This is a genomic window from Streptomyces sp. 891-h (genome assembly GCF_022760275.1).
GTDB lineage: Bacteria > Actinomycetota > Actinomycetes > Streptomycetales > Streptomycetaceae > Streptomyces > Streptomyces spirodelae.
In genome coordinates this window covers 2,341,774-2,354,085 of the sequence record NZ_CP050693.1, presented here as the reverse complement: position 1 = coordinate 2,354,085, position 12,312 = coordinate 2,341,774, and the positions used below count along the sequence as shown (strand labels likewise).

The window sequence follows — 12,312 nt, the reverse complement described above, 5'->3', positions numbered from 1 at the left end:
GTTCGACAACCTGGTTTACCTTTTTTTCGACAACCACGTTGACTACCTTAGAAGAGGAACCAGCCGTGCCCGAAACGCCCTTTGCCGAACTCACCCCGCAGACCGCTCCCGCCACCTCCCGGCGCATCATGGAGGCCACCCGGCAACGCCTCGGTTTTCTCCCCTCCGCGACGGCCCGGCTCGCGGTCTCACCGCACACGCTGGAGGGGTTCACGCGCATGAGTGCCGCCTTCGAGGCGACCACCCTGGATCAACTCGCACGCGAGACCGTCGTGCTCACGGTGGCGACCCGAAACGAGTGCCACCTGTGCGTCGCCATGCACACCCGCACACTGCGCTCTCTGCGGGCTGACGAGGCACTGATCGAAGCCCTGCGCGAGGCCCGCCCGCTCCCCGACGCACGCCTGGAAGCCGTCCGCGTCTTCACCCTCGAAGTCCTCGACCGGTCGGGCGCCGTGGCCCCGGAGACGCTCGACGCCTTCCTCGCGCACGGCTACACGGCGGAACAAGCCCTCGAAGTCGTCCTCGGTATCGGCGCGTACACCCTCTCCACACTGGCCAACAGGCTCACCGGCGCACCCGTCGATCCGGAGCTGGAGCCGTTCGCCTGAGCTCTCACGGATCGCCCGAGGTCTTCCTGGGGCCCGATGCCGCACGGCTCCGAGGCTCCTTGGACCGACGGCGGGTCAGCGCGCCAGCCGCCGCACCGGGAGCAGGCAGTGTGCCGAGGTGGCCAGCGTCTCGTCACTCACGAACTCCCGCAGCGACTCCTGGTCGACCTGGTCGTCGTGCCGGGCCTGCGTCCATGGCTCGGTCGCGAGCAGGAAGTAGACGTGCCCGCGGTCGTGCGCCGCGGCGACCCACTCGGGCGGCGTCGGGTACTGCACCGACATCCTCGGCAGCGTCAGCGCCACTTGGCCCGCCTCCACCAGTACGGTCACCGGAAACTGCCGCCCGGCCGTGGTGGCGTCCAGGACCTCGCCGCCGACCTTCAGCCCCGCGCCCTCCGCGAGCTGCCGCATGGCGGCGGCCGTCTCCTCACGGGTGCCGACGCCGTCACCGAGTGAGAAGAGGAGCAGGAATGCCATGTCCCGCCCGTCTCCGTACTCGCCGGCCCAGCCCACCACGCTGAGGGTGCCGAACTGCTGCTGCTGAATGCCGCCTTGGGCGGTCTGCGGGGAGGTCATGGAGGGGCACCTTAGCGGCGCGGGAGGCCGCATCCGGCGCCAGAATCACCCTGGTTGACCACATTCGGCCCGCGAGCACGCCACCGAGGGTACGGTCGCTCAGCTGTGCGTGCCCCAGGCGCTGACGGTCGTCCCCCGAAGGGCAAGGCGAGCCATCCGGAGCCCTGCGGGTCCCTTCGCAAGCTGGAGTGGCACCTTTACGACGACTACGCTGTGGAGCGATCTACTAACACTCAGTTGCCTTTCGTCGGGGCAGCTCGTACTCGGTGGTGAACATGTTGAAGTCCGGTACCCCCCGTCACAAAGCACCCGCTCCCCGCGTACTCGTCCGCGCCGGGGCTCTCGCCGCCGTGCTCGGTGCGGCCCTCGGATCGGCCGTTCCGACGGCCGGGGCGGCGGTGGCGGCCGAGCAGGGCGACGCGGGGAAACCGGGCGGTGAGGTAGCGCTCGAAGGCGTGACAAAGAGCGTCGCCACACCTGTCCGGCACACGGTGCGGGGAGCCGGCGTGGCGCTCGGCAGTGCGCTGGAGACGGTGAACGACCTCCAGCTCGACCCGCTGGCCAACACCGGCAGCGACCCGCTGGACAACTCCGTCGGTACCCAGATCGCCGACTTCCGCCCGCTGAGCACCGCGGCCGTCACCGGCCCGCTCGCCCGCGGCGCCTCCCTCGGCGAACTCCCCCTCGTCGGCCCGCTGGCCACCAAGGCGATCGACGCGCTGCCAGGCTGACGAAGCGCTGCGGACTGACGAAGCGCTGCTCAACCGGCAAGGCACCGTCCACCCGGCAAGGCGTCGCCCACCCGGCAAGGCGTCGCCCACCCGGCGAAGTGCTGCCGAGTCGAGGCCCCTCGGCAGGCCGATGCCGTCTCACGGACGGCCTCGGCCTGCCGGGGCGCGGGGCACCCGGGCGGCGTCGTCCCGCGCACCGCCACGGCGCCTGCTGAGCGATCCGCTGGTTCCGCCTCACGCGGCCGCCCCAGAACGCGAAGAAGCCACCGGCTGGCTGCCGGTGGCTTCTTCTATGCGGTCCTCGTCTCGAGCCGCGACGCCGCGGTTCAGCGGTTGCGCTCGCCGTTGGCCGAGAGGGCCGAGATGTCGTCCAGGACGTGCGACAGCGGCTCGTCGCCCTTGGCCTGGGACGAGTTCTCCGTGCACTTCTGCGACTGGTACGAGGACAGGATGTTGATGTCCTGAACCGTGATCGGGATGAGACCGATGAGGGAGCCCACGTTGATCTTCTCCATGGGCAGCAGGCAGAGCCTGTTCAGGGTGCCCTGGATGAGCTGGTTCTGCGGGCTCATGTTGCCGTAGGTGGCGGAGTTGCTGTCGCTGGAGTCGGCGCCGTTGCCGTTGACCGTGGTCGGGCCGTGGTCGTTGCCGGTGGCCAGCGCCTGCGGGGCGGCCATGGCGGAGATGCCGACGAGCGACAGGGCCACCGTTGCGGTGGACAGGGCCTTCTTCATCATGGGTTCTACCGTTCTTCCTGGAATGGTGCGGAAGTCTGGGACGTCGGGTCTAACTGACTTCCGCCTCATGAGTTTTTCCTTTTCACCTGAATGGTGAGTGCGCCGTGACCCGAAAATGCGTTACCGGCGCGGGGCTTTCACTCGACCGGCGGAAGTCCTCCCAGCAGATTCCGGCCGTCGATCAGTTTCCCGCTCTTGAGGGGACGCTTCACCGCCTCCACCAATGCGTCGAACTGCGGACCTTCCACACCCACCGGAGGAGAGGCGGAAAGCAGCTCGCCACTTCCGAGCGCGTAATCGAGACCCCCGTTCAAACTCGCGCGAGGTCCGGCAGGCGGCCCGCTCGCAAAGGCGGGCGACGCTGCCCCCAGAGCCATCACAGAGCCCGCGATGGCGGCGGCCGTCCTTCTGTATTTCATAGGGTCTTTCTTCTCCCGGAAACTGTGTGATGTTCCGACGGTCCGCCCGGCGATCGATGGCGCGGCAAGCCGGAAACCGCACGCAGCGTGCATTACGCATCGGGCCGTACAGCTCGGGTCGCACAGCGCGCGACTCCCCACCCTTTTTTCGGGGCTGCGCATGCGCGGAACCGCGCGGATCGCGGAACTGCTCACAAAGCGAGAGTTCCGCGATCCGCTTATGTCCTCGCGTATGTCCTCGCGCGCGAAGAGAGCCGGCCGACGCGAAGAGAGCCGGCCGACCGGGCGCCGAGCCACAGTCGACGGGGCAGGCTGACCGGACGGGTCAGGCGCCGCGCCGGAGCGAGCGGCGGTAGAGCACCACGCCGCCCAGCAGCGTGCCCACACCGAGCGCCGCCGTACCCCAGGTGCCGCTCCCGCCGGTCGCCGCCAGGACATCGGACGCCGGGGCCTCGGGCTCCGGCTGGGGAGCGCCCGGGGCGGCCTCGTGGGCCGTACCGGCGGGCGGCATCTCCTTCTCGGCCTTCGGAGCACGCTCGTCGGCCTGCGGGGTCGCGGGCTTCTCGACGCGGTTCTCCACCGGCTCAGCGGGCCGCTCCGGAGCGCGCTCGGGCGGCTGCTCCTCGGCGCTTCCCGGTGGCTGCTCCTCCTCGGCCTGCTGCGGCGGCTTCGACGGCTTCTCCTGCGGCTTGTGGTGGTGCGGAGGGTGCTTGGCCGGGGCGTGCCCGTTGAAGCAGTTGTTGCCGAACGCCGGGTTGAGCAGCGCCACGATGTTCAGCGTGTTGCCGCAGATGCTGGCCGGTAGATGCACCGGAGCCTGGACCACGTTGCCCGATCCGACGCCGGGGGAGCCGGCGGCGCCACCACCGGCTCCCGCATCGGCCTGTGCGTATCCGGCTGCACTCGCGAGCGCTCCCGTAGCGGCGGCAGCGGTCAGGAGGCTGTTGCTCAAGACCTTTCGCATGGTCTCTTCCTGCTCTCAGTCTGGTGCGGAAGACGCGGAATTCTCCGAATCCCGTATCCGCGTATCAGGAAACCGGACGGCTCCGGCGCGTGGGCTCCACTCCCCGCACCGGAGCCGTCCGAACTGGTTCCCGCGCACGAGGGCGGGGAATGTCAGTCGGCGACGCAGGTGTTGCCGAACGCCGGGTTGAGCAGGGCAATGATGTTGACGGTGTTGCCACAGACCTGAACCGGAATGTGGATCGGAACCTGGATGACATTGCCCGAGATGACACCGGGGGAGTCGGCGGCGCCGCCCTGGGCACCCGAGTCTGCGAGGGCCGGAGCAGCGGCGGTGCCCAGGGCCATCAGCGTGCCTGCGGCAACGGTCGCGACCTTCGTGTACTTCACGTGGGAGTCCTTTCTCAAGCGGGGTTTCCCTGGACCACGGATTTCGTATGTCCACGAGTGCTGGCTGATCGCCCGCAACTCCGCTGTCGCCATTCGTAACGATGCCGCGATCCGTACGACACGAGTTATGCCGAATTACCTTCTTCATCCCTCCATTGGCGTAATGATGGGCACGGCTGCGTCACTCGATGTGAGTGTGTGCGCCTATGTGCACCCCCACCCGAGGGATGACGTCCGGTAATTGACTCGGAAAACAGCGGAAGGCCCGGGGCGAACGCCCCGGGCCCATTGCCCGCGTTCCGCTCTGGCCGCGGCCGTGCCGCTCAGCGGTTTCCGGTGCCGTTACCGGAGAGGAGGGGAATGTCCTGCAGGAAGTGCGACAGCGGCTCGTCGCCCTTCGTCTGGGTGGAGTTCTCGACGCACGTCTGAGTCTGCTTGCTGGACAGGAGGTTGATGTCCTGAACCGTGATCGGAATGAGGCCGATGAGCGAGCCCAGGTTGAGCTTGTCCGGCAGGGCGATGCACGGCTTGTTCAGCGAGCCCTGGATCAGCGCGAACTGCGGGCTCCAGTTCCCGTAGGTGGCCGAGTTGCCGTACATCTGGTCGGCGCCGTTGCCATTGATCGTGGTGGCGGCCTGGTCGTTGCCGGTGGCCATGGCCTGTGGAGCAGCCACGCCGACGACGGCTGTGGCGGCCGCCGCGGTGGCGAGCGCGTGCTTGATCATTGAAGTCCTCCTGACGTGGAGCTCGGACGCGGAGCGCACTGGACAACTTGGCTAAACCGGGTTAGTTGCGCATATTCACCCGGACGACAACACTCTGACCAGCCGATATGTGATCCTCGGTTGATCATTCCGGCCCTTTCCCACCCTCCTCCCGGCCCTTTTTCCATCCCCTTTTCCGGCCTTACTCGGAGCCGTTCAGCGGGCTGCCCGGTGGGCCGTTCGCACGCCTTCTGAAGGCCGTCCGTCGACCGTCTTCCGCCCGTCTGTCGGTCGGCTGTTCGCCGTCTGTCGGCCGTCTTCCGACCGGCTTCGGGTCGAGTCGTCGGCTGCCCCTCGACCGAGGAGCCCGCCCGTTCGGTGCAGTCGTTCCTGCCGTAACGGCGCATGGGCGGTATGCATGGAGGCGGTATGGATGGAGAGTCACGCAGGGGCGTGCGGCACCGCGCAGCGCGAGGCACGGAGAACGAGGCGCGGGGTGCGGCGGCAGGCGGGTCCCGGAAGGGAGCACGGCCGTGAGCGGGACCGTTGTGGTGGGCGTCGACGGCTCTCCGTCGAGCCTGGAGGCCGTCGATGTCGCCGCGCGAGAGGCGAGGCTCCGCGGGGGTTCGCTGCGCGTCGTGCACGCGTTCGTCTGGCCGACGACGAAAGTCCCGCTCGGCTCGTCCGCCACGGGACCGCCCGAAGAGGGCATGCGCAGCCTCGCCGACCGCACAACCGAGGAGGCCGCCGCCCGCGCCAAGAGCGTCCAGCCGACCGTGGAGGTCACCCACGCGGTCGTGCCGGGCGAGCCGCTATCCGTCCTCGCCACCGAGTCGCGCGACGCCGAGCTGGTGGTCGTCGGAACACGCGGGCTCGGCGGCTTCACCGGGCTGCTCGTCGGCTCGGTCGCCGTGTACCTCTCCGCACACGCCGAGTGCCCCGTGCTGGTCACCCGCGGCAGGAAGCACCCCGACGGGCCGGTGCTGCTCGGAGTCGACGGTTCCGAAGTGGGCGACGCGGCCGTCGGCTGGGCGTTCAAAGAGGCGTCGCTGCGCGGTGCCGCACTCGTGGCACTGCACAACTGGAACGCCTGGATGGGACCGATCGGGGTGGGCCCCGGCATCCAGGTGCCCACCTACTACGACGTGGACCTCTACCGGGCCGAGGAGGAGCGGGTACTGGCGACGGCGATCGCCGGGTGGCGCGAACAGTACCCGGACGTCGAGGTGACGCCCCGGCTCGTCCAGGAGTACACCAGGCAGGCACTGATCGCCGCCAGCGAGGAGTCCCAACTGCTGGTCGTGGGTGCGCGCGGCCGGGGCGGTTTCACCGGGCTGCTGCTCGGATCGGTGAGCCAGGCGGTGCTGCACCACGCGCACTGCCCCGTAGCGGTCGTACGGGCGCACCGCGAGCACGGGCATGGACTCGGGAACGGGCATGGACCCGGGCACGGGCATGGACGCGGACTCGGGCACAGGCACGGGCATGGCGGACATCGGCGCGGGCCCACGCAGGGGAACGAGGCCGCGGACTGAGACGAAGGCGACGGAGGGAGGCGTGCCATTCCGTGCCCGGACGTCCGCTACTGGGCATCGCTTGGCCAGATTCCCAGCCGACCCGATGTCTGTGAAGGGGAGTTGAGGCATCCTGCTCGGAGCGTGAACCAGTAGGTTCCGGGCCCGGACACCGACGGGGGTCCGTGTCCGCCGCCCGGCGACTCCGACCGCGACCATCCCGTCGGCCTTGCACTCGGGAGCCCCCACAACCATGTGTGCCTGCTGTCGCCCGTGCCTCCTCCGACGCCTGTCCCGGCGCCCGAAGAGCAACCCTGTACGCCGCAAACCGGCGCGCGGCGAGCCACGTCGCAACCCCCACCGGCGGGCGAGCCGTTCCGGGGCCTCCATCGCCACCGTGCTGGCCGTCGCGGCTGTTCTCCTCATCGGTACGGCGACCGGATGCGGCAGCGGAGACAGCCGTACCGACGGCCGTGCCAACGGTGGTACGAGCGCGCCGACGTGCCGCCCCCGCGCGGCCGTGACCTTCGCACAGGCGCGTCGTATCCTCGGCCGCTACGAGAGAGTCGCGGCCACGGCCGACCGGGAACGGGACGCCGCCCTGCTGGCCGATGTCGCGGCGGGCAACGCCTTGGAGCGCTCGAAGGCTGCCTACCGGCAGTACGCCTCACTCCCCGAGCGCGAACGGGCCGCGCTCACCCGCCCCGCCCACTACCGCGACCCGGAGTTCCATATCCCGGCAGGCGCTTCGTGGTTCCTGGTGACCGCAACCCGTATCCGTCCCACCCCGCAGCCCACCGTGCTGGTCTTCGAAGCGGAGCGGGGAGAGCACGCTCAACACACCGAGCACACCCCGCGGGCAGAGCGTGCGGAGCGCGCAGAGCGGGTAGAGCGGGCAGAGCGCGCCGACCAAGTGGACAGGCGAAAGCACGGCGCCGGCCGCAAGAAGAGCATCGGCGACGCGGCCTCATGGCGCCTGCGCGCCGCGCTCCCGCTGCAGGCCGGACCTCTGCCGCGCATCGCGACGACACCGTCAGGGCTGGCGACCGAGGCGGACCCCACCTCCCGGGCCCGTACGCCGCGCCCGTACGACATCCCGACGATGTACGAGGACCTGTGGCAGACGGGCGGCACACAGGAGGCCGCAGCACTCGCCCCCAACGCCGTGACGAAGGAGGCCCGGTCCACCTATCGGCACCGCGACGACGAACTCGGCGCCGAGGGGGCGCGAAGACGCTTCGTACCGACGCGGCCGCGCCATCGCGACAGCTATGCGCTGCGCACCGCGGACGGGGGAGTGCTGGCGGTCGTACCCCTCGCACACCAGCAGCGGCTGCGCGTCACCCGTCCCGGCTACCAGCTGACGCCGTCCGGCGAGGAGGCCGTCTACGACCCGACGCCGCGCTCCACCGTCATCAGCACCTTTCACGGCCAAGCTCTCGCTCACCTGCCGCGCAGCGGACGGCCGGCTGTGCTGTCGGCAAAGTACGCACTTGTCGACTCACGATGAGCACCCGGCCGAGGGCTCGAAATGCTGATGTGGACCTGGCCGAGAAACGCTGAAAAGTGCTGAACGCGGCACCAGCCTGTCAGAGGTGCGCGCTGGACGCCCTAGCACACGCGGTGCAGCCAGCCGTGCGTGTCCTGAGCACGGCCGTACTGGATGTCCAGCACATGCTCGCGCAGCTCGACCGTCTTCCTGCCCGGTGAGCCGTCACCGACGGTGAACTCGTATCCCTCGCCGCCGTCTCCCTCACCCTTGAACCCGGTGATCGGGGTGACCAAAGCCGCCGTACCCGCGGCGAACACCTCGACGAAGGTGCCGTCCGTGACGCCCGCGCGCAGCTCCCCGATGCTGACCGAGCGTTCCACCGGGGTCAGGCCGTGCTCGCCGGCCAGCGCCAGCAGGGTGTCGCGGGTGACGCCTTCCAGAATGGTGCCGAGCTCGGGGGTGACCAGCCGGCCGTCCGAGGTGACCAGGAGGAGGTTCATCGTGCCGGACTCCTCCAGATTTCCCTTGCCCGCACTGTCGAGGTACAGCACCTGGTCGCAGCCGTGCTCCGCCGCCTCGCGCTGTGCGGCCAGGCTCCCGGCGTAGTTGCCGCCGCACTTGGCAGCACCCGTACCACCCTCGGCCGCGCGCGTGTATGTGCTGGTCACCCACAGGGTCACGCCGGTGACACCGGACTCGAAGTACGGCCCGGCCGGGCTCGCGATCACGGCGTACTCGACGCGGGAGGCCGGTCGTACGCCCAGAAACGCCTCGGACGCGAACATGAACGGCCGCAGATAGAGGCTCTCCTCGCCCTCGGGCGCCGGAACCCACGGCTCGTCGACCTCCACCAGCGTGGCGACACTGGTGACGAAATCGTCCTCCGGCAGCACCGGCAGTGCCAGCCGCCGGGCGGAGCGGGCGAAGCGGCGCGCGTTCACCTCCGGCCGGAACAGCCACACGCTGCCGTCATCGTGCCGGTATGCCTTCAGGCCCTCGAAGATCTCCTGCGCGTAGTGCAGCACAGCGGCGCTGGGATGGAGCTGATACGGCTCCAGCGGGCCCACTTCGTGTCCCTCCCAGCCGCCCTCGGCCGTCCAGGTGGCCGCGGCCATATGATCGGTGAAGTGCCGCCCGAATCCGGGCGCCGCCAGGATCGCCGCCCGCTCCTCGGCCCCGACGGGCCGCCCGCTCCGCACCACGGCAAATTCAGCACTCACACCGACTCCTCCCGCCGCCACCCGCCACCTGGCGCTCGGCACCCGTCGCCCAGCACCCGTCATCACCCGGCACCGTCATCAGTACCGGCGCTGTCGCCGTACGACGCCCGGGCATCGTAAGTCGCCGGACCTCTCCACGACACGGCTTTGCACCCGGCACGGCGAGGCGCGCGCCTCGCCGTGCCGGGTGCGGCTGGACGGCGATGGGGCGGCTGGAGGGGATAGGGGGTGGCGCACGTACCGGTGCTCGCCCCCCCGCACCCCTTCTGCCGTTTTACGTCAAGCAGTCGTACGCGTACTCGGCGGTACCGCTGCCCTTCCAGTACACGGTGCCCGTTCCGTACGCGGGAATCGTCACGCACTTCGGGTTCTTGCCGGAGCTCAACTGCACGGAGCCGTCGATCTCCACGCCGCAGTCATTGCGCAGCGAGGCCCAGCCCGGCCCCTGATCGGTCAGCTCGGCGCAGGCACCCAGTATCTGCGGCGCCGCAGCCCCCGGCTCGGCGGCACCGGCGGCACCGGCGGCACCGGCGGCTTGAACAGGTACGACGACCAAGGTGGCGCCGGCCACCAGCGCACCCAGAGCGCGCGGAAGTCGGAACATGAACAGTCCTCCCCGTTGGCAGGTGCGGAAACAGACGTCACCGCCCGACCCGCACCCCCGGACGCGCCCTCAGCGGCGGCCGACCATCCGCCGCGCGACCTACGTGCGTACGCTCACGTACGCAACTGGTCTCGACCGATCATGACCACCGAGCCAGATCTTCACCCACCCCCCACCCCACCGCAAGCCCCCACCACGACTCACCTGGGCGCCAACTGCCCTGGCTGTCACTCCTGTTGGTCGGCCCCACCCCTGGCTCCGGCTGGGCCGCATTCGACCCCACCGTCACTCGAAAGACGCCACAGCACTCCCGTCCAGGACGTGAAATCACCGCACGTCGGCCGACGCGAGCTTTATGAAGCTCTCCAGCGCTTCCCGCGCACCGGTGCCACGAGCGTTCAGCTCTTGCTTGCTGGTGGCTTCGTGAGCCGCGGAGGTGAGGTCGTAGGCCCGCTGGGCCGCGTCCGTCAGAGACTGCTCGCTCGCTATGAGCTGGACCCGGAACAAGGCATGAAGGGCCACGCCACGCAGACGGTACGCCTCGACCCGGGCATCGAAGCAGGCCGAGCTCTCCGGGTCCTCGTTCTTGCGGTGCCAGCGATCGTGCTGCCCGCGACGGAACTCGGTCACCGCGCCGGCGAAGTCGCTGTAGACGGCCATCCGCTCGGCACGCAACTGCTGTTGCACAACGAACCGCTGATCCCGTGCCGCTGCTCTTCGCTGGAACACATGCGTCAGCCCCGCACCCAGGAGCGTCCCGCACACCGCGATGAGAGTCGAAAGAGCGCCATCCACGACCAGCAGCACACCACAAAGATCATCCCACTGCGACCACGGGCTGGCTCAGTTGCACCCGACAGGATCCGAACCTGCCCACCGACTACCTGCGGTCAGGGTTCGGAACACTTGGTGACCAGCGGCGGAGGACGAACGGCCGGCGCGGTAGTGAGTACGGAGACGCGCAAGCAGCGAGTACGACCCTCCGCGCTCAGCTCGCTGGCCGAGTCAGCCACCGGGAGTCCCCCGGGGGGCGAGAATCGGCGCCCGGTGACTCGAGCCCACCGACACTGCACGCTGAGCCGTCGATCATCCCTGCGCAGGCAGATACGACGGAGCTGAGGTCAAGCTGGTGCGCGGTGCGCGTTCCTGCTGAGCACACGGCCCCTCACCGCCTACGCGCCGGGGCTGCCCCAGCAGGGGCGGAACCGTCGAGCCTCCCGGAGCCTCTTGACATGGGCCACATTGCGTGGAAACTGGGAAATACACCAGAAAACCGGGGAATTGCACCGGCAGTGGAGACGTCCACTGGCAGGAGATTCCCGCAGGCTCTGGCCAGGCCCCCGAAGCCCCTCGCTACCGGAGCCTCAGCGACGACTGAGGCAGATGGCAACGGTGAGGACTCCGGGGACTGTTTTATGTCACGGCAGCAGAGATGAAGAGCGAGTGACAGCCCCCAAGCCCCGGACTGTTCCGGGGCTTTCGCCGTACTGGGGGCTGTCCGGCAGCCGCATCCCGCTGCACAACGAAAAACGCCCCGCAACCAGCATCCAACCTGGTCACAGGGCGTTTCGGTACTTAAATCAAAGTACCCCCGGCAGGATTCGAACCTGCGCACACGGCTCCGGAGGCCGTTGCTCTATCCCCTGAGCTACGGGGGCGTGGCCGTCTTGGCGGCGACAGGTAGAACACTACCAGGTCACCGGGGGTGGGGAGGAACGGGTTGTGCGGGAGGGTGGGGGCGGGGTGGAAATGGGCAAAACCCGGACGCAGGTGGAGAGGCGCGCCTACGCTTCTGGATGTGCCAGGTATGTCCGGCCGGGTGCTTGTTGTGGACGACAGCAGCGTCATCCGGCAGTTGATCAGGGTCAACCTCGAGCTTGAGGGCTTCGAGGTGGTGACCGCCGTCGACGGTGCCGAGTGCCTGGACGTGGTGCATCGAGTCCGGCCCGATGTCGTGACGCTCGATGCGGTGATGCCGCGTCTGGACGGGGTGCGTACGGCGGAGCGGCTGCGGGCCGATCCGCGTACGCGGCACCTGCCGCTCGCGCTCGTGAGCGCGTGCACCGAGCTGGAGGGCGGGGGTGTGGTCGGCGGCGAGAGAGGGGTGGACGCGTTTCTCGGGAAACCGTTCGAGCCCATGGACCTGGTGCGGATGGTGCGCCGCCTGATGCACGGGAGATCCGGCGGGGCGGGTGGAGACGATGACGGTCCCGCGGGTGCCGACGATGCCTTCGATGTCGTCTCCGAGGTCGTCGAACCGTAGGACCGAGCAAGAGGGCTGCGCGCGGGGGCGGAGGGGCGGAGGGGGCGTCGGTGGGCCCGAAGCGGTTGAGGAGCCGGGGCGGGCTCGC

The 12,312-nt window shown here is 69.4% G+C and carries 13 protein-coding genes and 1 tRNA gene; 5 read left to right on the top strand and 9 right to left on the bottom strand.

From position 1 onward, the window contains the following. Nucleotides 1-65 precede the first annotated feature (65 nt). A complete protein-coding gene (locus HC362_RS09925; RefSeq protein WP_243083543.1) occupies nt 66-611 on the top strand; it encodes a carboxymuconolactone decarboxylase family protein in 546 nt (181 codons plus the stop codon). 75 nt (nt 612-686) lie between these two features. On the opposite strand, the gene HC362_RS09920 is transcribed toward HC362_RS09925, so the two are convergent. Further along, the gene (locus tag HC362_RS09920; protein WP_243083542.1) at nt 687-1,187 is read right to left on the bottom strand and encodes a DUF5949 family protein; all 501 of its coding nucleotides are present in this window, start codon (nt 1,185-1,187) and stop codon (nt 687-689) included. A 275-nt stretch (nt 1,188-1,462) separates the two neighbouring features. Between HC362_RS09920 and HC362_RS09915 the strand changes: the two genes are divergently transcribed. Further along, entirely contained in the window at nt 1,463-1,918 is a 456-nt protein-coding gene (locus HC362_RS09915) for a hypothetical protein (RefSeq protein WP_243083540.1), read from the top strand. Nucleotides 1,919-2,244: 326 nt separating this feature from the next. Here HC362_RS09915 and HC362_RS09910 read toward each other — a convergent pair whose 3' ends face one another. From HC362_RS09910 to HC362_RS09895, 4 genes are all read right to left on the bottom strand, one after another. Then, entirely contained in the window at nt 2,245-2,652 is a 408-nt protein-coding gene (locus tag HC362_RS09910; protein WP_243088463.1) for a rodlin, read from the bottom strand. Between the two features lie 747 nt (nt 2,653-3,399). Continuing rightward, on the bottom strand, nt 3,400-4,038 hold the full coding sequence (locus HC362_RS09905) for a chaplin family protein (RefSeq protein ID WP_243083538.1): 639 nt from the start codon (nt 4,036-4,038) through the stop codon (nt 3,400-3,402). Between the two features lie 152 nt (nt 4,039-4,190). After that, nucleotides 4,191-4,427 carry a chaplin gene (locus tag HC362_RS09900; RefSeq protein ID WP_243083536.1) on the bottom strand — a complete coding sequence of 79 codons (237 nt, stop codon included), beginning with the start codon at nt 4,425-4,427 and terminating at the stop codon, nt 4,191-4,193. A 323-nt stretch (nt 4,428-4,750) separates the two neighbouring features. Then, nucleotides 4,751-5,152 carry a rodlin gene (locus HC362_RS09895; RefSeq protein WP_243083535.1) on the bottom strand — a complete coding sequence of 134 codons (402 nt, stop codon included), beginning with the start codon at nt 5,150-5,152 and terminating at the stop codon, nt 4,751-4,753. 512 nt (nt 5,153-5,664) lie between these two features. On the opposite strand from HC362_RS09895, the gene HC362_RS09890 reads away from it, so the two are divergent. Together HC362_RS09890 and HC362_RS09885 are read left to right on the top strand one after the other, a co-directional pair. Continuing rightward, nucleotides 5,665-6,666: a universal stress protein gene (locus HC362_RS09890; RefSeq protein ID WP_243083534.1), complete on the top strand. Its 1,002-nt coding sequence runs from the start codon at nt 5,665-5,667 to the stop codon at nt 6,664-6,666. 376 nt (nt 6,667-7,042) lie between these two features. Beyond that, entirely contained in the window at nt 7,043-8,155 is a 1,113-nt protein-coding gene (locus HC362_RS09885) for a hypothetical protein (RefSeq protein ID WP_243083533.1), read from the top strand. A gap of 101 nt (nt 8,156-8,256) precedes the next feature. Here HC362_RS09885 and HC362_RS09880 read toward each other — a convergent pair whose 3' ends face one another. The 4 genes from HC362_RS09880 to HC362_RS09865 all read right to left on the bottom strand — a co-directional run bounded on the left by HC362_RS09880 (nt 8,257) and on the right by HC362_RS09865 (nt 11,619). After that, nucleotides 8,257-9,357: a branched-chain amino acid aminotransferase gene (locus HC362_RS09880; RefSeq protein WP_243083532.1), complete on the bottom strand. Its 1,101-nt coding sequence runs from the start codon at nt 9,355-9,357 to the stop codon at nt 8,257-8,259. A 274-nt stretch (nt 9,358-9,631) separates the two neighbouring features. Next, a complete protein-coding gene (locus HC362_RS09875; RefSeq protein WP_243083531.1) occupies nt 9,632-9,961 on the bottom strand; it encodes a hypothetical protein in 330 nt (109 codons plus the stop codon). A 327-nt stretch (nt 9,962-10,288) separates the two neighbouring features. Then, nucleotides 10,289-10,768 (bottom strand): hypothetical protein, encoded by a 480-nt coding sequence (locus HC362_RS09870; protein WP_243083530.1) that lies wholly within the window; start codon nt 10,766-10,768, stop codon nt 10,289-10,291. A 779-nt stretch (nt 10,769-11,547) separates the two neighbouring features. Further along, a tRNA-Arg gene (locus HC362_RS09865) sits at nt 11,548-11,619 on the bottom strand. A gap of 149 nt (nt 11,620-11,768) precedes the next feature. Here HC362_RS09865 and HC362_RS09860 point away from each other — a divergent pair. Beyond that, complete coding sequence (locus HC362_RS09860) at nt 11,769-12,224, top strand: response regulator (RefSeq protein WP_243088462.1); 456 nt, start codon at nt 11,769-11,771, stop codon at nt 12,222-12,224. Nucleotides 12,225-12,312 lie beyond the last annotated feature (88 nt).

Excerpts from the sequence above, each read along its gene's own strand:
- HC362_RS09915 (WP_243083540.1), top strand. The coding sequence starts at position 1,463 with ATGTTGAAGTCCGGTACCCCCCGTCACAAAGCACCCGCTCCCCGCGTA.
- HC362_RS09910 (WP_243088463.1), bottom strand. The coding sequence starts at position 2,652 with ATGAAGAAGGCCCTGTCCACCGCAACGGTGGCCCTGTCGCTCGTCGGC.
- HC362_RS09875 (WP_243083531.1), bottom strand. The coding sequence starts at position 9,961 with ATGTTCCGACTTCCGCGCGCTCTGGGTGCGCTGGTGGCCGGCGCCACC.
- HC362_RS09920 (WP_243083542.1), bottom strand. The coding sequence starts at position 1,187 with ATGACCTCCCCGCAGACCGCCCAAGGCGGCATTCAGCAGCAGCAGTTC.
- HC362_RS09905 (WP_243083538.1), bottom strand. The coding sequence starts at position 4,038 with ATGCGAAAGGTCTTGAGCAACAGCCTCCTGACCGCTGCCGCCGCTACG.
- HC362_RS09860 (WP_243088462.1), top strand. The coding sequence starts at position 11,769 with ATGTCCGGCCGGGTGCTTGTTGTGGACGACAGCAGCGTCATCCGGCAG.
- HC362_RS09895 (WP_243083535.1), bottom strand. The coding sequence starts at position 5,152 with ATGATCAAGCACGCGCTCGCCACCGCGGCGGCCGCCACAGCCGTCGTC.